Source organism: Desulfobulbus alkaliphilus (assembly GCF_016918545.1).
Classification (GTDB): Bacteria; Desulfobacterota; Desulfobulbia; order Desulfobulbales; family Desulfobulbaceae; genus Desulfobulbus; species Desulfobulbus alkaliphilus.
Genome location: NZ_JAFFQC010000021.1, coordinates 1 through 24,942, shown reverse-complemented (window position 1 = coordinate 24,942; position 24,942 = coordinate 1). Strand labels below are relative to the sequence as shown.

The 24,942-nt window shown below is 56.2% G+C and carries 18 protein-coding genes, 1 tRNA gene and 1 pseudogene; 8 read left to right on the top strand and 12 right to left on the bottom strand.

Translation table 11 applies throughout. The features are described 5' to 3' along the window. Positions 1-39 precede the first annotated feature (39 nt). The 3 genes from JWG43_RS11850 to JWG43_RS11840 are packed head-to-tail and all read right to left on the bottom strand — an operon-like array spanning position 40 to position 4,879. Entirely contained in the window at positions 40-1,038 is a 999-nt protein-coding gene (locus tag JWG43_RS11850; RefSeq protein WP_205243147.1) for a DUF4340 domain-containing protein, read from the bottom strand. Continuing rightward, positions 1,035-3,950 (bottom strand): Gldg family protein, encoded by a 2,916-nt coding sequence (locus tag JWG43_RS11845; RefSeq protein WP_205243146.1) that lies wholly within the window; start codon positions 3,948-3,950, stop codon positions 1,035-1,037. The genes JWG43_RS11850 and JWG43_RS11845 overlap by 4 nt, the downstream gene beginning before the upstream one ends. Next, entirely contained in the window at positions 3,947-4,879 is a 933-nt protein-coding gene (locus JWG43_RS11840; RefSeq protein ID WP_205243145.1) for an ABC transporter ATP-binding protein, read from the bottom strand. The genes JWG43_RS11845 and JWG43_RS11840 overlap by 4 nt, the downstream gene beginning before the upstream one ends. Before the next feature lie 387 nt (positions 4,880-5,266). On the opposite strand from JWG43_RS11840, the gene JWG43_RS11835 reads away from it, so the two are divergent. From JWG43_RS11835 to JWG43_RS11825, 3 genes are read left to right on the top strand one after another with little or no spacing between them, the layout of a single operon-like run. Then, positions 5,267-6,466, top strand: a complete 1,200-nt coding sequence (locus tag JWG43_RS11835) for an efflux RND transporter periplasmic adaptor subunit (protein WP_205243144.1) — start codon at positions 5,267-5,269, stop codon at positions 6,464-6,466. Positions 6,467-6,469: 3 nt separating this feature from the next. After that, complete coding sequence (locus tag JWG43_RS11830) at positions 6,470-9,616, top strand: efflux RND transporter permease subunit (RefSeq protein WP_205243143.1); 3,147 nt, start codon at positions 6,470-6,472, stop codon at positions 9,614-9,616. Continuing rightward, positions 9,616-10,251, top strand: a complete 636-nt coding sequence (locus JWG43_RS11825) for a TetR family transcriptional regulator (protein WP_205243142.1) — start codon at positions 9,616-9,618, stop codon at positions 10,249-10,251. The genes JWG43_RS11830 and JWG43_RS11825 overlap by 1 nt, the downstream gene beginning before the upstream one ends. A gap of 59 nt (positions 10,252-10,310) precedes the next feature. Here the strand turns inward: JWG43_RS11825 and JWG43_RS11820 are convergent, their stop codons facing one another. From JWG43_RS11820 to JWG43_RS11805, 4 genes are all read right to left on the bottom strand, one after another. Continuing rightward, positions 10,311-11,918 (bottom strand): cation:proton antiporter domain-containing protein, encoded by a 1,608-nt coding sequence (locus JWG43_RS11820; RefSeq protein WP_205243141.1) that lies wholly within the window; start codon positions 11,916-11,918, stop codon positions 10,311-10,313. A 52-nt stretch (positions 11,919-11,970) separates the two neighbouring features. Continuing rightward, the gene (locus JWG43_RS11815; protein WP_205243140.1) at positions 11,971-12,546 is read right to left on the bottom strand and encodes a hypothetical protein; all 576 of its coding nucleotides are present in this window, start codon (positions 12,544-12,546) and stop codon (positions 11,971-11,973) included. Between the two features lie 54 nt (positions 12,547-12,600). Beyond that, on the bottom strand, positions 12,601-13,449 hold the full coding sequence (locus tag JWG43_RS11810) for an aldo/keto reductase family protein (RefSeq protein ID WP_205243139.1): 849 nt from the start codon (positions 13,447-13,449) through the stop codon (positions 12,601-12,603). A 290-nt stretch (positions 13,450-13,739) separates the two neighbouring features. Beyond that, positions 13,740-15,902 (bottom strand): adenosylcobalamin-dependent ribonucleoside-diphosphate reductase, encoded by a 2,163-nt coding sequence (locus JWG43_RS11805; protein WP_205243138.1) that lies wholly within the window; start codon positions 15,900-15,902, stop codon positions 13,740-13,742. A gap of 718 nt (positions 15,903-16,620) precedes the next feature. Between JWG43_RS11805 and JWG43_RS11800 the strand changes: the two genes are divergently transcribed. The 4 genes from JWG43_RS11800 to JWG43_RS11785 all read left to right on the top strand — a co-directional run bounded on the left by JWG43_RS11800 (position 16,621) and on the right by JWG43_RS11785 (position 19,903). Continuing rightward, on the top strand, positions 16,621-17,487 hold the full coding sequence (locus tag JWG43_RS11800; protein WP_205243137.1) for a thioredoxin domain-containing protein: 867 nt from the start codon (positions 16,621-16,623) through the stop codon (positions 17,485-17,487). Position 17,488: 1 nt separating this feature from the next. After that, positions 17,489-18,517 carry a PhoH family protein gene (locus JWG43_RS11795; protein ID WP_205243136.1) on the top strand — a complete coding sequence of 343 codons (1,029 nt, stop codon included), beginning with the start codon at positions 17,489-17,491 and terminating at the stop codon, positions 18,515-18,517. Positions 18,518-18,519: 2 nt separating this feature from the next. Beyond that, on the top strand, positions 18,520-19,698 hold the full coding sequence (locus JWG43_RS19925) for a pyridoxine 5'-phosphate synthase (RefSeq protein ID WP_205243135.1): 1,179 nt from the start codon (positions 18,520-18,522) through the stop codon (positions 19,696-19,698). A 119-nt stretch (positions 19,699-19,817) separates the two neighbouring features. Next, positions 19,818-19,903, top strand: a tRNA-Leu gene (locus JWG43_RS11785). Between the two features lie 597 nt (positions 19,904-20,500). Here JWG43_RS11785 and JWG43_RS11780 read toward each other — a convergent pair. From JWG43_RS11780 to JWG43_RS20255, 4 genes and pseudogenes are all read right to left on the bottom strand, one after another. Then, on the bottom strand, positions 20,501-21,157 hold the full coding sequence (locus tag JWG43_RS11780; RefSeq protein ID WP_205243134.1) for an ABC transporter ATP-binding protein: 657 nt from the start codon (positions 21,155-21,157) through the stop codon (positions 20,501-20,503). Beyond that, positions 21,154-22,320: an ABC transporter permease gene (locus JWG43_RS11775; protein WP_205243133.1), complete on the bottom strand. Its 1,167-nt coding sequence runs from the start codon at positions 22,318-22,320 to the stop codon at positions 21,154-21,156. Before JWG43_RS11775 ends, JWG43_RS11780 begins: the two co-directional genes overlap by 4 nt. After that, positions 22,317-22,679, bottom strand: coding sequence for a DNA-binding protein (locus JWG43_RS11770; protein ID WP_205243132.1), 363 nt, complete (start codon positions 22,677-22,679; stop codon positions 22,317-22,319). Before JWG43_RS11770 ends, JWG43_RS11775 begins: the two co-directional genes overlap by 4 nt. Positions 22,680-23,382: 703 nt before the next feature. Beyond that, positions 23,383-23,541: pseudogene (locus JWG43_RS20255) on the bottom strand (type II toxin-antitoxin system HipA family toxin); the annotation flags it as partial. A 679-nt stretch (positions 23,542-24,220) separates the two neighbouring features. Between JWG43_RS20255 and JWG43_RS11760 the strand changes: the two are divergent. Continuing rightward, positions 24,221-24,511: a hypothetical protein gene (locus JWG43_RS11760; RefSeq protein WP_205243130.1), complete on the top strand. Its 291-nt coding sequence runs from the start codon at positions 24,221-24,223 to the stop codon at positions 24,509-24,511. 89 nt (positions 24,512-24,600) lie between these two features. Here JWG43_RS11760 and JWG43_RS11755 read toward each other — a convergent pair. Then, on the bottom strand, positions 24,601-24,942 hold a 342-nt coding region (locus JWG43_RS11755), incomplete at its 5' end, for a tetratricopeptide repeat protein (protein WP_205243129.1).

The window sequence follows — 24,942 nt, the reverse complement described above, 5'->3', positions numbered from 1 at the left end:
TACCTGGTTGCAAAGCCGGCGGCATGGTCGCCACTGCACCTAGAGCCCTGACGGATCCAGTACTTCCATGGCCGGCAAAGCATTGCCTTCACCCTGAGGCTGCACCAGATCGTTCCGGCTGATCCCGGCAATGTCCTCCACCTGCCAGGCCGCCACCCGGAACAGCTGTTCAGAGCCGGAAATCCGGAGCACAGGGCTGGTCTCCGCCAGCAATGCTTCTTCTTCCGGTTCCGCGGTCACAGGTCGATACCAGACATAGTCCTGGGCACTACCATCTTGCAAAACCAGGCGATACGAAAAAAAAGAATCGTCCAGGGCCAACCCAGCTCTACTCTCCAAGTCGACAACGCCGATGACACTCAAGCGAGTCAGGTGGTGGATCAAGGAGTCGAGCCGATCTTTCCTCACCTCCTCTCCCTGGTCCAGGTCGATGGGCTGGAGTGTTTCGTTCCGCCGCTCCAGGGTCAGCCCGGGCAGCTCCACTCGCTTGACCTGTTCGGCCTCGAGATGGAGAAGGCTCGGCTCGATCCAGGCATCGGCCAGGGCCTCCAGTTCATAGCCCAGCAGCTGCAGAGAATAAATTTCCGGATCACCGTCTACCCGGACATACATCCGCCGTATCCCGGGAGACACGCCAAAATACCACACCTGCCGGGTTCCGTCTTCACCATGCAGGGTCAGTTTCCGTTCAAAATGATCGGCGGCCACTCTGAAGCGAACTGCTGCTTCCACGGTGGTGGCTTCGGGCCATCCCCGCTGCACGGATCCGATCCGTTCAAGCAGCTGCTGAATTCGGAGGCCATCGGCGGGAAGATCAGCCGATGCAGGAAGACGCCACAGGCCCTGTTCCTTGTTGAACACCAGTGACCGTCCATCACGGTCTTCAAGCTCCAAAAGCTCTATGCCCTCCAGATCCACAGTGAGCAGCGGTCCTGTCGGCAATGCCGGCCCCTCTTCCCGACCTCTCTGATACACCAGTATAATCAAAACGAGCTGGACAACAACCAGCACCGAGCAGATGATCAGTCCCTTTTTCATTCTTCACTCTCTCCAGCAAGCAAGGCTCGATACCGCCGCCGCGATCGCACCATGAGCAGGCGCTGCACTCCCCACACCATCAGCAGACCAAGACCGGCAAGCCCGTAATTAACATACTCCCAGGCAGCTCGCTGCTGACTGCTCATGGGCAGCAGCGTCCTGGCAAAATGACTACGCCCGCGGATGCCGAGCAGTTCCCGGTCTTCCAGGGACCAATCGATGCAGTTGGCCACCAGCTGCAGGGGATTGAGGTAGCGTGACCCACTGGCTCCGGAGGCCAGTTCGAGACTGATGTCGGCGAGAAAGCTGCTGGAGGCAAGCAGGATGATACGGGCGGAATCCGGGGAATGAAGCAGCACCTGGTCGATCACCGGGGGCATTTCATCCCCGGCCTCATCCATGCTGGCAGAACCCGGCTGGGTCGATTGATCCCGCCGGGTTTGCGCGGCTGCCACCAATGGTGAAGCCCTGTCCGCGAACCAGGAGGTGAACACGCCCTCAACCATCACCGCCACAAGCTGCCGACCTGTTTCTTGACCGACAGAAAAGCCGGTCGCGCCGTAGCGCTCGAAATCGGGATGAACAGCAACCGAATCCGATAGCCAGGATCCGGGTGAGCTTTCCAGCAAGTGCACCAGCCGCCTGTCTCTGTTCAGCTCCGGATCAATAAGGATCGGTGAAGCCCAGGTCATGGCAATCTGATCGATGCCGGTGGTCAGGCCGCTGTCCCGATCCATGCCATCGCTACGGATGTCGATAAAATAGGGATAATTGATCAGATGCGTTTCCTCCACGATATGGGAGCCCACATGACGTTCCACCGGAACCGGAAATGCGGCATTTTGCGGGTCAAGCACCATGGCATGGGTCAGGGAGAGACCATGGCTGCTCAGCCAGGCGGTCAACCCGCTCTCCTTGGCCCGGACCTGGAGGCCGTCGGTCAAGGCAAGGTCAAAGGGAGAGGTGGCCAGCACCACCGTCCCACCCTGCATCAGAAACTGATCCACGGCAAAGACCTGGACCTCGGTCAGTTGTTCCGGTGCCACCAGCACAAGGATATCGACATCGAGCGCGACCTGCCCTTCATCGAGATCCACCATCCGTACCCGATGTTCCAGTTCAATGAACTGCTGCAGCAGCTGATAGGTCGCGCCCTGGCTCATCATGCCAAACGGGGCCATGGACGATGACATATCTGTCGGCACAGACAAACCCACCGTCTTCAGCATGCCACTGGAAAAGCGTTTCAGGCCGGCCTCGACAGCTGTCTTCAAACCGACTCGATCCAGAGCAGACGGCAACGCCACCTGCACCACCTGATCATCGCTTGCAAGGATCAGGTAAAACCAGAACGTTTCCGAAGACAGAGGATCGGCGACCATGGGCTGCATGCCATACTCCTCGGTCAGTTGGCGGGCCACTGCCCCGCCGTCGGCTTCCGGATCGATAAAGTGAAACGAAAAGAAACCGCCCGCCTGGTCCTCCATATCCGCCAGCACCATCTCCAGGCTGTCTTTGAGTTCAACCAGTGGCTGCGGCAGCCTGTGCTCGGCGGAAAAATACCCATAAAAAACCACGGCACTGTCGAGGCCGGCAAACAGATCACCCTCTCCCTGATAACTGTACAACACTTTTTTGACGGCTCTGGTGATGTCATGTTCAGGATTGCGCAACGCTACCTCGAGTTGGGTGTCCCCCTCGCTCTTCACCTCGATCAGGTCCTGAAAACCAAGAGTGACAAATGCATCCCCGTATTTGATCAGCACATCGAAATAACTGTTGGTGACCGCGGTCTGATGACGGGAGGCCGTCTGAAAAGGGACCGGGCGAATGCCATATTTTTCGCCGGCCTCCTGCTCCAGCTCCGGCCTCTGCTGGGGGTCGATGAACTCGACCCGCACCTTGCCACCGCCGGCCACTTGATATTCCCGCAGCAGATCGCGCAGCTGGGGCTGTAAGGGTGCCAGCAGGGGGTGCGTCTGCGCGGAAAAATAGCCGCGGATCAACAGGGGCTCCTGCAATCTTTCCAGGTAGGAACGGGTCGCGGTGGAAATCGAATAGATCCGCCCTTCAGTCAGATCGGCCCGGAGACTGCCGATGGGGGCAAGCCAGATATTGACCAGGAGAAAATTGAGGATCAGCAGACTGGTGAGCACTCCCCAGCGCCGGTGCGCGGCATTGGCCGGATTGCCCGCCCAGCGCCGCCGCTCCAGACCATACAGGTTCAGAGTGAGAAAAATGCCGCAGAGGCTGAGATAATAGACAATATCCCGTAGATCGATGACTCCGCGGGTGATGGCTTCAAAACGTGAGCCGGCTCCCAGCAGTTTGAGCACTTCTCCGCCCCGGTTACTGAAAAAGCCGGTCAGGGTATCGGAGCCGAGCAGGTAGAGCAGACCGCAGACCAGCGTCGTGCCAATCAGGCTGACAATCTGACTGTTGCACCGGGCACTGATGAACAGACCAATGGCGATATAGGTGGCGGCGAGGATCAGGCTGGCCAGGTAGCCGCCGAACACCGGGCCCCAGTCAAGCTGACCAAGCAGACTGACCGTCACCGGCAGAGGAAAGGTGAGAACCAGGCCGATGGCAACCAGCGCCAGACAGGCAAGGAACTTGCCAAGGACCAGCGTGGAGGGCCTCACCGGCGCGGTCAACAGTGATTCCAGGGTGCCGGTTCGATGCTCCTCGGACCAGACCCGCATGGTAATGGCCGCGACCAGAAAGATGAGCAGGAGCGGCATCCAGGCAAACAATGGCCGGACATCGGCGATGTTTCGGCTGAAAAACGTCTCCACCCAGAAAAAGACAAACAGCGTGACCCCGATAAAGGCGGCCAAAAAAATAAACGCGGCCGGAGTGGCAAAAAAAGCGGCCAGCTCTCTACGGACAACCTGATGCAGCGTACTCACTGATCCCTCCCGGAGATCGTATTGATTTCTCGAAAAATTTTCTCGAGACTGGGCGTTTCCGTCTCCAGGCGATAGAGCCGCAGACCTCGTTTGACAACTGCGGTGGCGATCATCGGCGCCAATTCTTCGGGGGCCATGGTACCACTCAGGGCCAGACGAAGCCGACCCTTGGCCGACCCCTGCCTTTCGACCATAGTTACGCCCTGCAGTCCGGCCAGAAAGGCAGCTGGATCGTCCTGGTCTTCAATGGTCACCAGCAGTCGTTTGCCGGCACGCAGCGCATCGAGCCGGGTGTCGATCACCTTGCGTCCCTGCTGGATAATGATGACCCGATCGCACACCGCCTCAACTTCCTGGAGGATATGGGTGGAGATGATCAGGGTCGATTCCCTGGCCAATTCCCGCAGCAGGGAGCGCATATGCTGAATCTGTGCGGGATCGAGCCCGTTGGTGGGTTCGTCGAGGATCAGAATCCGGGGCTGGTGCAGAATGGCCTGGGCCACACCGACCCGCTGGCGGTATCCCCGGGACAGGGTGCCGATCTGCTGTTCGGCCTTGTCCACCAGGGCAGTCCGCTCCAGGGCCAAACGCAGCAGTCCGCCCAACCGGTCGGCGGCCACGCCGTGCAGTGCAGCCAGATAGGCCAGATAGGCTACCACCGTCATGTCTGGATACAGGGGACAGTTTTCCGCAAGATAGCCCATGCGGGCCTGGATGGCCCGCCGGTCCAGGACCATCTGCAGGTGTTCGATAGTGATACTGCCGCTGGTCGGTTCAAGAAAACCGGTCATCATCTTCATGATGGTGGTCTTGCCGGCGCCATTGTGGCCCAGCAAGCCGACAATTTCACCGGGCTGGACCAAAAAGGAGACATCGTCGACTGCTTTCAGCGACCCATAGCTCCTGGTCAGACTCTCAACGTGGATCATGGGCAATCTCCTCAAAAATGCACGAGCCTCGGCGGGCGATGGCCGGCACCAGCACCCGGTGTCTCATGCAGGCTCTCATGCAGGCTCTCATGCAGGCATATGATAGGACAAGACCGGCCCATGTCAACCAGGAAGCCGTCCTCCCAGCCCATTGCGGAGCAGACACTTACCCCTTGTGGTCCACGTTCACCAGGTGCGGGCAAAAGGCTGCCTGACCTGAGAACTGGCCCCCTGTCCTCTTCAGGAAAAAAGTCGACCGCGTTCACATTCTCCTTGCATACATTCACGCATGTATGTATAAATCGTGCCGTCGTCCCTGCCTCGGCGACACTCTCTGGCCCGGACCACCCATGCTCCGGGTGTCGATCATCGCGCAAGGAACCTGTTATGAAAAAAACAACGCCCTGTCTTCCTCTGTTTTTGCTGGTCCTCGCTGGAATGACCATCCTGGCCGGCTGCCGCGGACAAGAGCAGATGCCCATGGCCGCACCCGGCCCGGTCGAGGTCGATGTCCATATCGTCACCACTGAACCAGTCAACCTGAGCGTCGAACTGCCGGGCCGCACCGCCGCCTACCGCATCGCCGAAGTTCGCCCCCAGGTGAGCGGTATCGTCCAGAAACGCCTGTTCACCGAGGGCAGCGAGGTCCAGGCCGGCGAACTGCTCTACCAGATCGATCCCGCCACGTACCAGGCCAGCCTGGACAGCGCCAAAGCCGCCCTGGCCAGAGCCGAGGCGCGGGAGCACTCGGCCCGGCTCAAGGCTGAACGATACCGAAATCTGGTCCGGACCAAGGCGGTGAGCGAACAGGACCAGATCGAGATGGAAGCGGCCTGGAAAGAAGCGGAGGCTGATGTGGCTGCCGCTCGCGCCGCCCTGGACAACGCCCGCATTCTTCTTGATTTTACAGAAATCACCGCCCCGATCACCGGTCGCATCGGTAAATCGATGGTCTCGGAAGGCGCTCTGGTCACTGCTCAGCAGACCAGCGCCCTGGCGGTTATCCAACAACTCGACCCCCTGTTCGTTGATGTCAACCAGTCCAGCACCGAGTTGCTGCGCCTCAGACGGGAGATCGCTGCCGGCCAGCCCGAAGGCGAGGACTATCCCCGCTCCGAGGTCACAGTTTTGTTGGACGACGGCTCGACCCACGACCAGACCGGTCTACTGGAATTCTCCGATGTCACCGTCAACCAGTCCACGGGCACGGTCACCCTGCGGGCCATTGTCGCCAACCCCCGCCAGAAACTGCTGCCGGGCATGTTCGTCCGGGCCCGCATTGCCAAAGGCTCTCTGCCGGATGCTGTTCTGATTCCGGCCGCCGCCATCAGCCGTACCAACAAGGGCGAGGCCATGGTCATGGTGGTCGATGAGCAGTCCCTGGTGGCAACGAGAATGATCGAGGTCGGGCAGAGTTTCGGAGAACGGACCCTGATCACCACCGGATTGAACGCCGGTGACCGGGTGATAGTGGCTGGATTGCAGAAAATCAGGCCGGGGGTGCCGGTAACCGCCGCTGCCCTGACGCCGCCGGAACCCGAACAGGCTGCCGGGGCAACTCCGGTCACCCCCTCTGCGACGGAGTAGGTCATGCCCAGATTTTTCATTGATCGACCCATTTTTGCCCTGGTCATTGCCATCGTTATCATGCTGGCCGGGATCCTGGCGATCAAAAACCTGCCTGTATCCCAGTACCCGGAAATCGCCCCCCCGGCGGTGCAGATCACCACCCGCTATCCCGGCGCCTCGGCGCAGGTCATTGAGAACTCTGTCACCCAGATCATCGAACAGAACATGACCGGCCTGGACAATTTCCTCTACATGCGCTCGGAAAGTTCCGCCGCGGGCAATGTCAACATCACACTGACCTTCGAAACCGGCACCGATCCCGACATCGCCCAGGTTCAGGTCCAGAACAAGCTGCAGCAGGCCCTGAGCCTCCTCCCCCAGGAAGTCCAGCAGGAGGGGGTACGGGTCAATAAATCCAACACCACCTTCCTCATGGTGGTCGGGCTGATTTCCACCGACGGCAGCATGGACAATTTTGATCTGTCCGATTACATGGTCTCCACCCTCCGCGAACCGCTCAGCCGGACCCCCGGCGTCGGCAGCATCCAGGTTTTCGGCAGTCAGTATGCCATGCGCATCTGGCTGGACCCCCACAAACTCAACAGCTTCCAGCTCACCCCCGCCGATGTCAGGGCCGCCATCCGGGCGCAGAACAGCCAGATAGCCGTCGGGAGTCTGGGCGGTCTGCCTGCCGTGCCCGGGCAGCAGATCAGTGCCAGCATCACGGCCCAGACCATGATGCAAACTCCAGAAGAATTTTCCCGAATTCTACTCAGAGTGAACAGCGACGGTTCCCAGATCCGTCTCAGGGATGTGGCCCGGGTCGAAATCGGCGGCGAAAACTACACCACCATCGGCACCTTTAACGGCCAGCCGGCCAGCGGCATGGCCATCATGCTGGCCACCGGCGCCAACGCCCTGGACACCGCCGCCGCCGTTCGGGCCAGGCTGGCTGAGCTGCAGCCCAACTTCCCGGAAAACCTGGAGGTCATTTATCCCTATGACACCACCACCTTTATCAGGATTTCCATCAAAGAAGTCACGTTAGTCCTGATCAAGGCCTTTATTCTGGTCTTTCTGGTAATCTATCTCTTTCTCCAGAATTTCCGGGCCACCCTGATTCCCGCCACCGCTGTTCCCGTGGTTCTCCTGGGGACCTTTGCCATCATGACCGTCTTTGGCTTTTCCATCAACACCCTGACCATGTTCGGCCTGGTGCTGGCCATCGGCCTGCTGGTGGATGATGCCATTGTCGTGGTTGAAAACGTGGAGCGGATCATGGCCGAGGAGGGCCTGCCGGCCCTGGAGGCGACCCGCAAGTCCATGGACCAGATCACCGGAGCCCTGATCGGTATCGTCCTGGTCATTTCCGCGGTATTCGTGCCCATGGCCTTTTTCAGCGGCTCCACCGGCGCAATTTACCGGCAGTTTTCCCTGACTATTGTGTCCGCAATGGCCCTGTCGCTTTTAGTGGCCATGACCCTGACGCCGGCTCTCTGCGCCACCCTGCTCAAACCGGTGAGCAAGGAAGCGCATCTGCGAAAACGCGGTTTCTTTGGCTGGTTCAACCGCTTCTTTGACCGGAACGCCAACCGCTATCAGAATAGCGTCCGCTACATCCTGCAACGCACCGTCCGCTTCGGTCTCATTTACCTGCTTATCCTGGGCGTGGCTGCCTTTTTATTCACCAAGCTGCCGACATCATTCATTCCCGAAGAAGACCAGGGGGTTTTCCTCGGCATGGTTATGCTTCCCGCCGGAGCCACTTTGGAGCGGACCCAGGAAGTGCTCGACAAGGCTCGGGAACATTTTCTGGTCAATGAAAAAGAGAACGTCAATTCGGCTTTTACCGTTGCCGGATTCAGCTTCGCCGGTCAGGGGCAGAACATGGGGCTGATGTTCCTGCAGCTCAAGGATTGGAGCCAGCGGAAAACACCGGAACAATCGGTACAGGGGATCATTGGCCGAGCCATGGGCCCACTCTCCCAGATCAAGGAAGGTATGGTCTTTGTTTTCAACATTCCCCCGATTCCGGCCCTGGGCACCTCGACGGGATTCAACTTCTTTCTCCAGGACCAGGCGGGGCTTGGCCATGAGCAACTGCTCGCCGCCCGCAACCAATTACTCGGCATGGCGGCTCAGGATCCGAGGCTGACCCGGGTCCGCCCCAATGGGATGGAAGACACCCCTCAGTACCATATCAATATCGACTATGAAAAAGCCATGGCCCTCGGGGTGACGGTCAATGACATCAACTCCACCCTGGCCATTGCCTGGGGGTCGAGCTATGTCAATGACTTCCTCCACCAGGGCCGGGTGAAAAAAGTCTTTCTCCAGGCTGATGCCCCGTACCGCATGGAGGGAGAGGACCTCAATCTCTGGTACGTGCGCAACTATCACGGCGAAATGGTCCCTTTTTCCGCCTTTGCCTCCGGGTCCTGGAGTTTCGGGTCACCGCGCCTGGAGCGCTACAACGGCAATCCGGCCATGGAAATCGTCGGCGAGGCCGCGCCCGGCATGTCCAGTGGCGATGCCATGCAGATCATCGATGAAATGGTGGCGCAACTCCCTGCTGGCATCGGCTACGAATGGACCGGAGCCTCCTTTCAGGAGGTACGGGCCGGGGCCAATACCATGGCCCTGTATACCATCTCCATCCTGGTGATTTTTCTCTGCCTGGCTGCACTCTATGAGAACTGGTCCGTGCCGTTTTCGGTGATGCTTGCCGTCCCCATCGGCATACTCGGGGCCCTGCTGGCGGCCTATTTTCGCGGTCTGGACAACGACGTTTTTTTTCAGGTCGGTCTCCTGACCACCATTGGCCTCTCGGCCCGCAATGCCATTCTCATTGTCGAATTCGCCAAACGACGCTATGACAAGGGCCGTGATCTGGTCGAGGCGACCATCAGGGCCTGCCGCCTGCGCCTGCGACCTATTCTCATGACCTCGCTGACCTTTATTTTCGGCGTCCTGCCCCTGGCGATCAGCACCGGGGCCGGAGCCAACAGCCGCATCGCCATCGGTACCGGTGTCATGGGCGGCATGTTTTCGGCGACAGCCCTGGCCATTTTCTTTATTCCCCTCTTTTTTGTGATGGTCATGCGTCTGGTCGCGTCCCGCCGCGGTGCTCAAACGGCTCCGGCGATCACGGATTCAGAGAAAGGATAATGGCGAGAAAAACCAAGGAAGAGGCGCAGGCCACCCGGGCCGCCATTCTCGATGCCGCTGTCCGGGTCTTCTCGATACGAGGCGTTTCCCGGGCCTCCCTGGCGGACATCGCCAGGGAGGCCGGCGTTACCCGGGGCGCCATTTACTGGCACTTCACCAACAAGGCGGACCTGCATAATGCCCTCTGGGACGAGGTGCTGTTACCGTACGAGCCCATTGCGCGGGCGAGTGAAAATCCGGACGAGCCAGATCCACTGGGCAGGATGAGAGAATTGTTTGTCTTTCTTTTCAGCAATTTAAGCGAGGATTCGCGCCGGCAACGGCTCTTTCGGATCCTGCTGGATAAACACGATGGCGGCGAAGAGGCCAGCGCCATTCATATTCGCCACATTCAAACCCATGTCGAAGGTTTCCGCCGCATTGAAACCGTGCTCAAAAACGCCATCACCAAGGGACAGCTGCCACAGCACCTTGATATCCGCCTGGGAGCAATCCTGGTTATCTCTTCCATCGATGGTCTGGTGGCCAACTGGCTGAGAATACCCGAGCTCTTTGACCTCAACTCCGAAGCCCCGGTCATGGTCGAGGCCATGATCGAGATGCTGCGCTCCTGGCCGAAGGAAAGGGATGACTGATGGGGATTAGAGCCCTGCTGTCACGAATCCAGGTGATCAATGCCCAGCAAGGAATACCATCATTGGCCGTCCCGCGTTCCTTGCTCGCGCCAGGCATCGAGCCGACACCCTTCCAGGGCACTGTGCACCAGACCGGAGCCAGCCTGTTCATACATATTGTAGGCAGCGCAGACCCCCATGGCGGCAAGTTCTTCAACCTCTTCCGGATACCTGGCAATGGCTGCCACCTGACATTTAAAATTGTGATTACGCAGCTGCTTGACCGCATACAGGTTCCCTTGATGATTGGGCATGGCCAGGACCACGAGTTCCAGGTTAATATCCTTGCGTAACTTCAACCAGAATTCCGTATCACAGGCATCGGCGAGAATCACCTTGCGCCCCTGGCTGCGGTTGTAATCAACCCGCTCCGGCGCATGCTCCACGCCGCATATCTCCTTACCGTAGATTTTCCCCAGTTCATCATACGCTCCGGAACCGATCCGCCCCATCCCCAGGACCACGGCACGCACCGATCCCAGATCTATGGGTGCGTCGTGGGGATGACAGAAGCCCCGTTCAAATCGGCACAACCAGTTCAGTGTCCGCCGGTACACAGACTCGGCATTAGTGCTGAAGGGTGCGGACACGGCAAAACTGAGACTGATGGTCATGGCCATGACCAGAAGCCATTCCGGGGAAAGCAGTCCCTGACCCACGGCAATGGCCGCAACGATCAACCCGAATTCCGAGTAATTGGCCAGCGACAACGAGGCAAACAGACTCGTCCGGGCCCGCAGCCCGAATTGATTGACGATCAGATGGTAGATGCCGGTCTTGATCGGCAGCAGCAGGCAGAGCAGTGTCGCGGCAATGAACATTTCCCAGGTCGGCAGCCCCTTCATGCCGATGGAGAGGAAGAATCCCACCAGCATCAATTCCTTGAAACTGAACAAGGCCTTGGACAACTCCGATGCCCGGGGATGACTGGCAATGAGCACCCCCACCACCAGGGCACCCAGATCCGGTTTCAACCCGACCAGGGCAAACCCTTCCGCACCCACGCCCAGGGCTATGAACAGGCCGCAAAGAACGAACAACTCACCGCGGCCGGCCATATCGAGCAGGCGAAACAGCACGGGACGGAGCAGGGGCAGGGCCAGCACACTCAAAGCCCAGATGCTGGGCAGTTTGCCCTCCGAGGCACTGAGAAAGAGCACCGCGAACAGGTCCTGCATGATGAGAATGCCGATGGCGACCCGACCATAAAAGGCGGTCAGGTCACCTTTTTCCTCCAGAACCTTGACTGCGTACACCGTGCTGGAAAAAGCCAGGGCGAATCCCAGGATCACAAGGGTCTGCAGGGACATGTCCATGAGTGGCACTGGAAACATTTTCTGCCCCAGCAGCAGCACCCCGCACATAAAGCCGGTGGTGAGCAGCATCTGGGCGGTGGCGCTGACCCAGATCTCGGCCTTGATCAGACCGCGCAGGTCCAACTTGAGGCCGATGGAGAACAACAGCAGGGTGATACCGAGATCAGCGACAAGCTCCAGGCCCACCGGCTTGGCAAGCCCCGCCATGTTGTAGACAAATCCAGCCACCAGGAACCCGACCATGGGCGGCAGGCCGATCCGGCTCAAGGCAAGTCCGAAACCAAAGGCAAAGCTGACTAAAATAACCAGCATGATATCTTCCTCGCTTTATTTGCAGAGCAAGGGCTGCAGAGTAGCAACAAGATCAAGACTGAGGGAGCTGCCGAACGGTAACCACCCGCTCTTCGTAGACCGACATCAGAAACACCACCGCGATCGGGGTCAAAAACAGAGAGACAATGGCGATTATTCCACCAATGGCCTGGATGGCATAGAAAATAAGGACCACAACCAGATTTTCACCGACATTCCCCTTGAACACCATGTTCATGCTTTCCTTGAGGGCATCCATCAGTGCCATATTCCGGTCTGTCATCAGCGGCAGCATGTAGACCGTACCCATGGCAAGGAACAGAAGCAGGGCCAGTCCCGGCAGAACCAGAAGCGCAAAACCCAGGGAAATGGCCACCGCAGCCAGCAGAAAGAAGACCAGCAAGGGCAGAAACAGCCGTATCCAGGCAAACAGGTCACCGATCTTCGGCTCCCGTCCCTGACGAACGATCAGCAGCACCGCGTGCATGTACCCGGCCATCAACACCGGCGCCAGAATCCCCAGGGTCAAGAAGGTCAGCGCAAACATGATCAGGGTCATCAGCACCAGGGGCACTATATGCTGCAGGGTCAGTTCCCAGGACACGAGCAGATGTTTTTTAAAATCCATGGGGTATCCTTGCTTGGTAGCGTATAAAAGTCACAAGATCTCCGCGGCTGTCTATCAGCCGACCAAGGTTTCAATGGTGTGGAGGTCATCGGTGCTCAGTTCCAGTTCAAGACTGGCCAGGTCTTCAGCCATGTGGACCGGGTCTGTGGTTCCGGTCAGCGGCAGGATGCCGATGCCAAGGGCAAAAGCAAAGACAATCTGAGCCGGGGTCACGCCTGTCCGTTTGACAATGGCTATAAAGTCAGGATGTTGAAAAATTTCGGGGTTGGCCGTCAACAAAGAGAAACCCTGGTAGATGATCCCGCGCTCCAGGCAGAACTGGCGAACCGGACGATCCCATCCGGTACGGGCAAAGCAACGGTTCTGGACGAAGGTCGGCCCAATCTCCGCCTGGACGCACAAAGCCTGCAATTGTTCGAGGCTGACATTGCTTACCCCTAAAAAGAGCGTTTTCCCCCTGGCATGGCAACTCTCCATCGCTTTCCAGATATCCTGGTCGAGCTGATGCCAACCGTATGGCGAGGTGGGCCCGTGCAGTATGTAGGAATCAAGATAATCGACTCCAAGATGCATCAAGGAGGAATCCAACGATTGCTGCACCTGTTCGGCGGCGGCAGCTTCGGGGTCATAGGGCAGACGATGATCCTGTCCTCGCCGTTCGGTGAATTTGGACTGAAGAAACAGATCGCCTCTGCGCAATGCACCGCGCCGAAAAATTGCCTGCAGTGCCTCGCCCACCCCTTGTTCAAAGTAGTGTTTCCGTTGATTGGCGGTGTCTATGCCACGAAATCCGGCCGTAACCGCCTGCTCAACACATCCGGCGGTTCGCTCTTCTTTCCAGGCCGTGCCATAAAGAAAAGCCGGAAATGGTTTGTGCCTGTCGGTTTGTTCAAAGGGCTGCATCGCTGTGTCTCCTCCGCGGTAACTGCATGGCTTATTCAGGATCGGTGACCGCTGCCGTTTACATTGTATCCTGAATCCGTGAGCGGGCGCCCCGAAGGGCGGTTGGTGAAGGTTGCCAACAAGGGCACCATTGCAATTATACTGTGATGACAGTAAGATACATCTAAAACAAGCGTCCAGCCGTCACGGATTCAGATATATTGTACTGTAATCACCGTCTCCATGCAGAAAAATTTTACCAATACGCCCGCACCCGTCGCCTTTCCGGGGCGTTATCTCAAGGATCCAGGTTATGAGCATTTCGAATAGCCGCAATCGCGACAGACCTCGCAGCCCTCTTCAAAGGCCAGCTTGCCACCGCATTCCGGACAGATCGAGGCAAACCCGTGCTGGGTGCCGGCCATGAAGGACTTGAGCAGCTTGCCCAACTGGGCCGGCAGATCGAGCAGATGCCCGCTGGAGCGATCAAGCTGCTTGATGATTTCATCCATGGGGATCTGATAGCGCAGGGCCAGGGACACCAGGCGGCAGGTGGTGGTCCACATGGTGGATTTATCCTTGAGATCCACCCGGTTGTCAAAGGGAAACTTGGCAAAGACCTCCATGGGATTTTCATTTTCATCAAAACAGACGATTAAATAGATGGTCTCCTGATTGATATCCTTGAGGCGGTAGCGTTTGGCACTGAGCACATCGGGCAGAATCGCCTTCTGAACCAGGCCTTCCGTGGAGGTCACCGCGGTCTTGTCGGCCATGGTGTTGAGCACCTGATGATCACGGGAACCATCGCGGTACACGGTCAGGCCTTTACAGCCCAACTCATACCCGAGCATGTAGGAAGTGCGGACATCCTCAGGTGTGGCTGAAAAAGGCAGGTTGATGGTCTTGCTGATGGAAGAATCAACCCCGTTCTGCTGGAGAATACCCTGCATGCGAATGTGCTGCTCCGGGGTGATATCCTGGGCAGTACGGAAAATTTCCTGCCAGCGCAGCGGTATATCAGCATGACCGACCACCGTACCGCTGGTGGCGACCTTTTCCATGACCTCCACCGAATAGAAGCCCTCGGCCCGGGCGACCCGCTCGAAATACTTGTTGACCATGAGCAGACGGTCGCCATCCATGACATTTTTGATCATGACAATGGAAAAATAGGGCTCGCATCCCGAGGCGCAGTCAGCGATCATCGACACCGTTCCGGTGGGCTGGATCGAGGTCAGGGCCGCATTACGGCGGGCCGGGTAGGTATTGATCCGTTCATCATAGGCCGGGAAAGGTCCTTTGCGGGCCGCCAGGTCGATCGAGGCCACCTCCGCCTCTTTGCGGATAAAAGCCATGATTTGAGCGGCCAACTGGCGGCCTTCCTCGCTGCCGTAGGCCAGTTCCATCTGGATGAGCAGGTCATGCAATCCCATGATTCCCAGACCGACCTTGCGGGTTTTCTGGGTCATTTCGGCGATCTCAGGAATAGGAAAGCGGTTGCAGTCGATGACGTTGTCAAGAAAACGGATTGCCAGTCTCGCCGTCTCCCCCAACCGCTCCCAGTCCACAGCACCGTCCTTGACGTACCGGGCCAGATTGATAGAACCGAGATTGCAGGACTCATAGGGCAGCAGCCATTGCTCGCCGCAGGGATTGGTGGCCTCGAACTGCCCCAACTGGGGGGTGGTGTTGTCGCGGTTGGCGGCATCAATGAACAGGACACCGGGTTCGCCGTTGTGCCAGGCCAGATCGATGATTTTTTCAAGCACATCGCGAGCCCGCAGGGTATCGACAACCTGACGGTTGGACGGGTCGATGAGATCATATTCAAGATCATCCCGTACCGCTTCCATGAACAGATCGGTGATGGCCACACTGAAATTAAAATTAGTGTAGCGGGTCTGATCCTGCTTGGCGACGATAAATTCCATGATGTCGGGATGATCGACCCGGAGAACACCCATGTTGGCGCCGCGCCGCTTGCCGCCCTGCTTGATGGTTTCCGTGGCGGCATCAAAGACCGCGGCAAAACTCAATGGGCCGGAAGCCACACCCTGGGTCGACTGCACCGCCGAATTTTTCGGGCGCAGCCGGGAAAAAGAATACCCGGTCCCGCCGCCGGTCTTATGCACCAGAGCCCCGTTACGGATGGAGGTGAAAATACCGTCCATGGAATCCTCGATCGGGAGGACAAAGCAGGCGGACAACTGGCCGAGATCGGTGCCGGCATTCATGAGGCAAGGCGAGTTGGGCAGAAAGTCGAGGTAGTAGATCATATTGAAAAAATGATCACCCAACTCTTGATAATCCTCCATATCCCGATCAACGACCGCCACGGCGTTTGCCACCCGGCGGCAGAGCGTCTCCCAGTTTTCCAGTGCTTTCCCCTGTTCATCCTTGAGATAGTAGCGGCGCTCCAAAACCGTTTCCGCGGTATCGGTCAGTGCCTGCCGTGGTATGCTTCTGGTCATAATTGCCTCACCTCGCTTGAATTCATCTCCTCTTCCCGTCCCCATGCTTTTCCTGTCGACAATGCCCTGGCCACAAGGCGCCAAGCACCCGTCCCATCCTCCCCTGGCACTCTCCAGGGGGCAGCCGCGGCCAGGTACTGTCCATAGTGGTAAATCACATCGCCGGCGGCAACTTATCACAACATATAGAGAGCATCAAGGATAAAATATGCAATATATAGTATCTTACAAAATATCCTGTTTTCAACAAGTTCAGTCAGGCATGGGGTTTTCTGCCCCGTAAAATTCACCCATGAACACCAGCCCCCAGCCAACAAACACCCCCGCAGGAGCCAACCTTTATCGACGATGCTTGCATTCTTCGGGTCATACATTTCTATAACTCAGAGGGTCGGGCTGCTTCAAAGGCAGGCCGTGAACCTTGTTTTGCTGCCGGAAGGATCGCCCTCCTCGCCCTTCCAGGCAAATTACGTTTTTGTTGCTTGCGCATTATCACAACCCTCAGTATATTATCCGCTCTATGATCACGGAAGACACTGAATTGGGGACAGAATCCCTCTGTCCACCTCTCGAAAGCCCGTTGGCTGGAGATGAACCGTCGACCCGAAACACACTTAAGGGACACATGCACCGGGTGCAGGCACAGGGCTGCATGACCCGGGAATTGTGACCGGTGACCATTTTCCATTTTTTTATTGCCCAAAAAGGACACATCATCATGCTCAAACATCTTCTCATCTGCGCCTTGCTCCTGGTCCCGATCAGCCTGCAGGCGCAGGGATCCAGCGAAAACCAACCCGAAAACGACCTCAACTGGACCGTGCTGACCTCTTGGGCCCTACCGACCCAACCCCTTGATTTTACTCAGTCGCTGGACAACAAACTTGTTTTTATCCTCGGTGCCGACCAGAAAGTCCATATCTTCGCTGCAGATGGCAAAAAATTAGGTGAAATGCCGGTCGATCCAGGCACCTCCGCCATCGACATCGCCCCCAGAGGCGAATTCCTGTTCCTGGTCAACGAGAAAACCAATGTGTATACGGCCATAGACATCAGCTTCAATAAAAAAATTGACATCAGTGGCGCCCCGATCCTGGGCAATGAAGATGCCCCGGTCACCCTGATCGTCTTTTCCGATTTTGAATGCCCGCATTGCAGCAAGGTCAAACCCCTGCTCGATCAACTGCTGACCACCAATGAGGACAAGCTGCGCATCGCCTTCAAGCACCTGCCGCTGCGGATGCACTCCTACGCGGAATCCGCTGCCCTGTCTGCCATCGCCGCCCAGAATCAGGGCAAATTCTGGCAGATGCATGACGCCCTTTTCGCCATTACCAACTGGACCCCGACTATCATCGAAGAGACCGCCAAGGTTATCGGCCTGGATATGGATAAGTTCAGAGCCGACCGGGACAGCATGGAAACGAGGATGCGCCTGGCCAAGGATGTCAATGATGCGCAGATGGCCGATATATCGGCAACGCCATCCCTCTTTGTCAACAGTCGCCCGGTGCGGGATCGCTCCCTGCCGGCCTTGCAGCAGATGATCAACGAAGCTCTGGACGCTACGGGGGGAACACGGTGAATTGAAACCCTCAGCCGCTTTGAATTCGGAAATATCCCGGGACCTTGTTTTCGCCGACAACACCATCGCTCAAATGCTCTTCGGTGACCTCAACCGCAATCTCCACACTATTGAGCAGGCTACCGGGGTGGTGATCAAGGCCAGGGGCAACAGCCTGCTGATCAATGGCCGGGCCCATGCCGTCGAACTGGCTGCCGCCACCCTGCAGCAGATGTACGGCCTGCTGGTCAAAGGCTATCCGGTTTTCAGTCAGGACATCGCCTTCGGCGTCAAGATCCTCGAATCCTCGCCGCAGGCAAAGCTGGAAGAAATTTTTCTCGACAAGGTCTGTATAACCGCGCGCAAACGGATCATCTCACCGAAGTCGGTCAACCAGAAGCACTATATCGAGGCCATCCGCGGCAATGATATTGTCTTCGGCATTGGCCCGGCCGGTACCGGCAAGACCTACCTGGCCGTGGCCATGGCTGTTGCCGCCCTGGCCAGGGAGCAGGTTGCCAGGATCATCCTGACCCGGCCGGCGGTGGAGGCGGGAGAAAAGCTGGGCTTTCTCCCCGGCGACATGGCCCAGAAGGTCGATCCTTACCTGCGGCCGCTCACCGACGCCATCAATGACATGATGGGCCAGGACAAATCCCAGGAACTGACCGAACGTGGGGTCATTGAGGTGGCACCCCTGGCCTTTATGCGCGGCCGGACCCTCAATAATGCCTTCATTATTCTCGATGAAGCCCAGAACACCACCCGGGAGCAGATGAAAATGTTCCTCACCCGCATCGGTTTCGACTCCCGGGCGGTGATCACCGGCGATGTGACCCAGATTGATCTGCCCGGGACTCAGAAATCCGGCCTCATCCAGGCCGAACATATCCTCACCGGTATCAAGGGAATCGCCTTCTGTCACTTCACCAAGGCCGATGTGGTCCGCCACCCTCTTGTCCAGGAAATTATCCATGCCTACGAGCAGCAGGATGCGGCCCGCCAGACCAACCGCCATGCCGGCGCAAATCCAGCCGAGCGGGCCAGCTGATCATGGCCGTTTATCTCGACCTCTCCACCGCCATAAGCCGGGCAGCGCTGAACCAGCGATTTCTCCAAGCCCGCTGCGACCAGCTCCTCTCGTTGCTGAACCTGCACAACGCTCAGGTCAGCGTGGTCCTGATGGATGATGCCGAGATAGCCGCCTATAACGAGCAATTTCGTAATAAACCAGGGGCAACCAATGTCCTCGCCTTTCCAGCCACCGGGGCCAGCGACGGTTTTCCCGTGCCGGAAACGGAACTCGGTGATATTCTCATCTCCGTCGAGACCGCCCGGCGCGAAGCCCGGGAGCTGGGCCACAGCCTCCATCACCGCCTCACTGAACTGATCGTTCACGGCATGCTCCACCTCATCGGATACGACCATGAACGTTCGGATCAGGAGGCCCTGCGCATGCAGGAGGAAGAAAGAAAAATACTGCAACACCTGCAAACAGCAAGGAGTCCCATCATGCCCTATCTTGCCATCAATGTTGACCATGTCGCCACCATCAGGCAGGCCCGCGGCGGTGTCGAGCCCGACCCGGTGCTGGCCGCCGGTATCTGTGAGCTGGCGGGCGCCGACGGTATCGTCGTCCATCTCCGCGAGGACCGCCGGCACATTCAGGACCGGGATGTGCACCTCCTGCGCCAGACCGTCAAGACCAAACTCAATCTGGAAATGGCGGTGACCGCCGAAATGGTCGATATCGCTCTGGAGGTCCTCCCGGATATGGTGACCCTGGTCCCGGAAAAACGCAAGGAGCTGACCACGGAAGGCGGCCTCGATGTGCTCGACAACAGTAAAAAAATCACCAAGGCCATTACCAAGCTAAACAAGGCGGGCATACCGGTCTCGATCTTTGTCGATCCCGACGCCACCCAGGTCCAGGCATCCCTGGATGCGGGCGCGGTCTTCGTCGAACTGCATACCGGTCGCTACTGCGAGGCCCGCACCCGGGAAGAACAGGAGCAAGAATACCGTCTGATCGAGCAGACAGCGGAAATGGCCTTTGAATCCGGCCTGCGGGTCAATGCCGGTCACGGTCTCGATTACCGCAACACCCCTCCCATTGCTGCCCTGCCCTTTATCGAGGAATTGAGCATCGGCCACGCCGTTGTCAGCCGGGCAGTACTGGTGGGCCTTGATCAGGCTGTGCGGGAAATGACGGCGATCGTCAAATCAGTCTGACGCCAATCAGCTCCATAATAACCGGCAGACCGCATTCGACATCCGCCCGCCGGAACACCACAAACCTGTCCGAGAAGGAGTTTGACAAATTTTCTGAGCAATTGTATAAAACTCACCTAGCCCGGATGGCGGAACTGGTAGACGCAAGGGACTTAAAATCCCTCGGCCTTAGGCTGTACGAGTTCGATTCTCGTTCCGGGTACCAACAAAAAAACAAGGGGTTACAGCTTACCAGCTGGCACCCCTTTTTTTGTTTTTTCTTGCCAGTGTAATACCTGTGTAATCATGCCAGAAGTTTTACATGAGTCATTAGCGCTCCAGCCTTGGCCTGGGGGTATATAAAATATTCCTTTTTCCAGGTCGATATACTCAATTGAATGGAAAATTTTACAGAGATGGAACGGGAAAAATTAATGGATTCGGCCTGAAAGTATTTTCCTAAAATAGCGAAAGCCCTCTTGGTAGTCCAAGAAGCCAGACGCCGACCGGGTAGTCCCAATCCATTTGTCTTATATTACTGGTTTTGATGACTTGAATGTCAAGCAAAAGATGAGCAACCGCCAGATTGAAAAACTGATTATCAATTCTCCCTTCGAGGAGCCAACCTGTTACTGGCAGTATGTGCGGGACACTTTCATTGGGCTGCTTGAGAGTTCATTCAATATCTCTATCGTAAGGCAGACAGGTTGAAAATAGGGCAGCAGATAGGGGTACGCTAAGCTGAAGTCAATGTAGTGAGTGTGCGAGGTGGTCAACGGAACACTCCATGGTGCCATCTACATCTGTTGTTAAGGATAATATTTCAGGTGCAGATCATTCCGTCCTTGATTTTGACGGTACGCTCTGCGCGGGCAGCAAGTTCCTGATTGTGGGTAATCATGATTGTTGTCAACCCCTCATCACTGAGCCGGCGCAAAACAGCATAGATTTTTTCGCTGTTTTCTGTATCCAGGTTCCCCGTTGGTTCATCCGCCAGCAGCACTGCCGGATCATTGACCAGCCCACGGGCGATGGCGGTACGCTGCATCTCGCCACCGCTCAACTGCGCTGGGGCATGATTGAGGCGATGTTCGAGGCCAACCATTTCCGCCAGCTTTTCGATCTTTTTACGGTCGGCCGGTTTTTTACTGAAGAGCAATGGCAGGGCGATATTGTCAAAAACACTTAATCCGGGGATCAGATAGAACTGTTGAAAAACAAAACCAATTTTCTCCCTGCGGATTTTTACCAGTTGCGACTCGGGCATGCCGGCGGTATTAACCCCATCAAGAAAAACATCACCCTTTGTTGGTTGATCAAGGCAGCCAAGGATGTGCAGCAAGGTGGTTTTACCGGCACCGGAAGGGCCAACGATGGCGATCGTCTCCCCAGCGTCGATAGTCAAATCAACGTCACGTAAGGCGCGAACATTTTCGACTCCGCGACGATAGGTCTTTTCGATATTTTTTAATTCAATCATCCCTTGATTGCCTCTACCGGATTAATATTAGATGCTTTGACCGCAGGATACATTCCAGCACAGAGCCCGATAATAAAGATAAAGGTTACGCTTCCGAGCGCCACGACCGGATCAAAGCTGATCAGTTTACCAGAGGGCACAAAAGGCATGACTGAGCGGACAAAGGCTTCAATCAAACGTGCGCCGAGGGTGGAAAGCACAATGCCGACAACACCACCACAAAGGGCGAGAATCGTTGTTTCACTTATGATAATGCGGAAGATATCCCAGCGTGACGCGCCGACCGCACGCATCATGCCGATCTCCTGGGTGCGCTCGAACACCGCCATCAGAATCGAATTCATTACCCCGACTGCGCTGATCAAAATTGCAATCAGCACGATAGACAGACTCAATGCCCGTGCTGCAGCTGCAAGATTGCTCACGGAATTCATAACTTCGCCCATGGTGACAATCTGGATGCCGGGTACCTTTGATGTCAGTGCCTCGGTAATGGCACCAATGCGGATCGGGTCGTCGACCTTGACGCCGATGGCGGTTGCGGCTTGTGGATAGCCTATCAGGCTCTGGGCTGTTTTAATCGGCAGGTAGACAAAGGCATCGTCCTGACTGCCGGAATATCCTACGATTCCTGCAACCACCAGATCAACGCCCTCGGTTGGCGAAGAGAAGTGATCGCCCGGCTTGAGATTGTCGTGCTTGGCAACCTCGTACCCCAACAACACCTCGTGCTCATGGCGCGGAATCGTACCAGTGATTTTCCAAGCCGGCTTAATCGCCTCCAGCACCGCCATATCGATACCGTAGATCAGATCGATCTTGCCGCGCTGTTGATCCGGCAACTGGGCCACCAGAATAGGTGTTGCCAGATCAATACCTTCAGTACGCCCCACATGTTCCATTACCCCGGTATCGAGAAACTTGGGGATAACCGCTCCGTGTAAAACCAGAGCCGCCACCTCATGTGCACATCCGGATGGCACAATCATAAAGTGGAGACCGGTACGCTCCAATTCAAGCACGAGGCCTTCAGTAAATCCTTTATTGAAGGATAAAACGGCAAACAGCACACCAACCGATGCAGAGATACCGAGCATGGTTAAAACGCTGCGGGTACGATGACGCAGGATGTTTTTTGCGGCAAGTTTCAAATAGCTGGTCATTTGACTTCAACTCCGGTGGCAATCAACAAAAAAGCCTGCTGGCTTCTGGCTACCGTACCACTGGCAATGACCGTTTTGTTCGGCAGCGAGGGCAACTCGAATCCATTGCGCGACAGGTCGACATAGACCTGACCGGTTTCGTCCTGCAGATAAAACCAGCACCCATTTGATGCACACTGACTGACTACGCGACCTTCCAGGGTGACCTTTTTACCCATCAAATCAGACCGCATAAATATGTCCTTGACCTGAACTTTGGGCGTACCTGTATCGACGCCGGCGCCGTATTGTGCACCGCCGTTGCAGGCAACCAGAAAAAAAGGAACAACAAGGGCATACCCCAGCAACAGTATTTTCATCGTTACAACTCCTGATCGTCAGACTTATCTTAATCTGTCTAGTAGTGGATAGATCTCTGCCACCACGTACGACGTTCCCTCTATTCTTCAAACCTGACCCTGTCACCAATTGTTAATGCGCCAGGAACCGTCGGGTCATCAACTTGGCACACCAATAGCAACTGCTTCAATTACAGCGCTTGCGGAAATGTCACCGTTGCTGAACCGTATCCAGTTTCAGATTCAGAACTGGTTCAGGAAATGAAACCAGGGATTCCATATTTGCTGATCAAAGCTGGTCAATACCATCCTTGCTCAGTGCAACACCTTTTAACACATGTACCACATTGTGTCACTAAACATCGCAGGTCCGCGCTTCAGGGTTGCATACGCTTACTATTTTTGCAAAATGGTAATGGTACAGCCTCACGGATTGAGCCTGTTCTCTATAAATGATGGCCAACTTTCCTGTTAAAACGATGGGCATCATGCAAGGGCAGGCCGTACCGGGGCTCTGCCCCGGACCCCCGAGTTTTTTTTAGGCATGGGGGCAACGAATTGATCAAGGAGACCGCGAGCGCAAAAAAATGGGGAGCCCGAAGGCTCCCCGAGCATAGCAAGGGTCAGGTCTTGAAATATCACTTTTTTACCTTTCCTCTCGCCACCTTGCTGACTGTTGTATAATTAATACCGAGACAATCCCCAATTTCTTTTAGGAATATATAAACACCAGCCGGCCATAACGCTCTTTGAGGGTTTCTTTTGGTTGCGTAAAGCGATGGCGGATGATTTCCGCAAGGTCTGCATAACTGGCATAACGTGCCATCATCTCATGTAAGCCGATCATGGTCAGGGCGGAAACCATAAATTTTCGAGCCCATCCGGAATCAAGCGCACCAATGCGATCAAAAAAGATTAGGGACACAAACACTTCCCCTATTTTTATGAACTGTAAAAAATTAGGTAAAAAATTAGGGACACTTCCCCTATTTTTATGCACTTTGAAATATATGTCCGTATTACCTCACGAAAATAGGGGAAGTGTCCCTAATTTTCCCTAATTTTCCTGGGCGGAGGGCAAGGAACACCTCATCACAGCCCCTGGTTACGAATATTGATGGTGGTGGTCAGCAAGCAGCGCCGCCGGAAATTATCGTTGAATCCATCCCAGACAGTCCCACCGTCGGGGTCAAGCACACCCAGGCATCGGGGAGCGGCAAGGTGAACGTGACCTCGGCCGGTGGCGTCCGATCCAAAAAAATTAGGGACACTTCCCTTATTTTTACAAACCAAGAAACCCCAGCAACGCAAACGGCTGCTCCGACCATGACGGTTGGGCAGCCGTTTATTTTTTGGCGGTTTGAGGGATCAAGAAAAAGGGGAGAAACACATGGCCTTCGGCCAAGAAAGAAGAAACCGCGTGATGGAAGAAACGAAAAAACTGGAAAATCTAAGCGATAAAGGTCATTTATTGGGCCTGCGATAAGGCTGATGATCTGCAAAGAAGCACGGATGAACCGGCTATTAAGAATTTCCTCTGTCGTCGGTAGCGATGATAGGCTTTGAGTCGTTTTAATGGAAAAAACACTTGCTGCCCGGTTGCACCATTCCTGGTCTCTTTGCTTTTGTATTCGATCGACTTATGGTATTTTGAACCAATGAAAAAGACCTCCTTAGTCTCAACGAATGTCTATCTCAAGGACCGCACCATCAGGGACAAACTCCTGCGCAAAACGGTCTTGTCTTCAAGTGCCGTGGAGGGAGTGGGCAAAGCCGGTGAGAGGGCGCTTGCCCTTCCCGAAGGGACCGAGTCTCCTCCTTCTGCCGAAGCGTTCGCTGCAAAACAGCCCTGAAGTTCACCCGCCGGCACTTTCCTAGCCATCCATAGATGTGGCCCAGCCAAGCCTCATCATTTCAACCGAAAACCACATTTTGAACAATTTCAACGGATGCTTTTGCGCTCCAGACGCGCTTCCTGGCATAGACGCAAATTCTCTCGCGCAAGTTCATCCGAGGGGTCCATAGCAACCGCCCTCAACAAGACTTCTTCAGCCTCCTCAAGCCGCCCCATTTCGAACAGAGACCATCCAAGATCGTTGGTAAGGTCCTGCCGATCAGGTTCAAGATTTAGTGCCCTCTGCGACACCTCCAAGGCTAGGTCGTACAGCCCTTGATGGCCAGCACAACAACCCACCCCCTGGTAAAAAACGACCCGTCCGGGAAACATCTCAAGCGCTGCCTGGTAAAGCTCCAGGCCTTCCGCGTACCTTTTCTGTTGAATCAA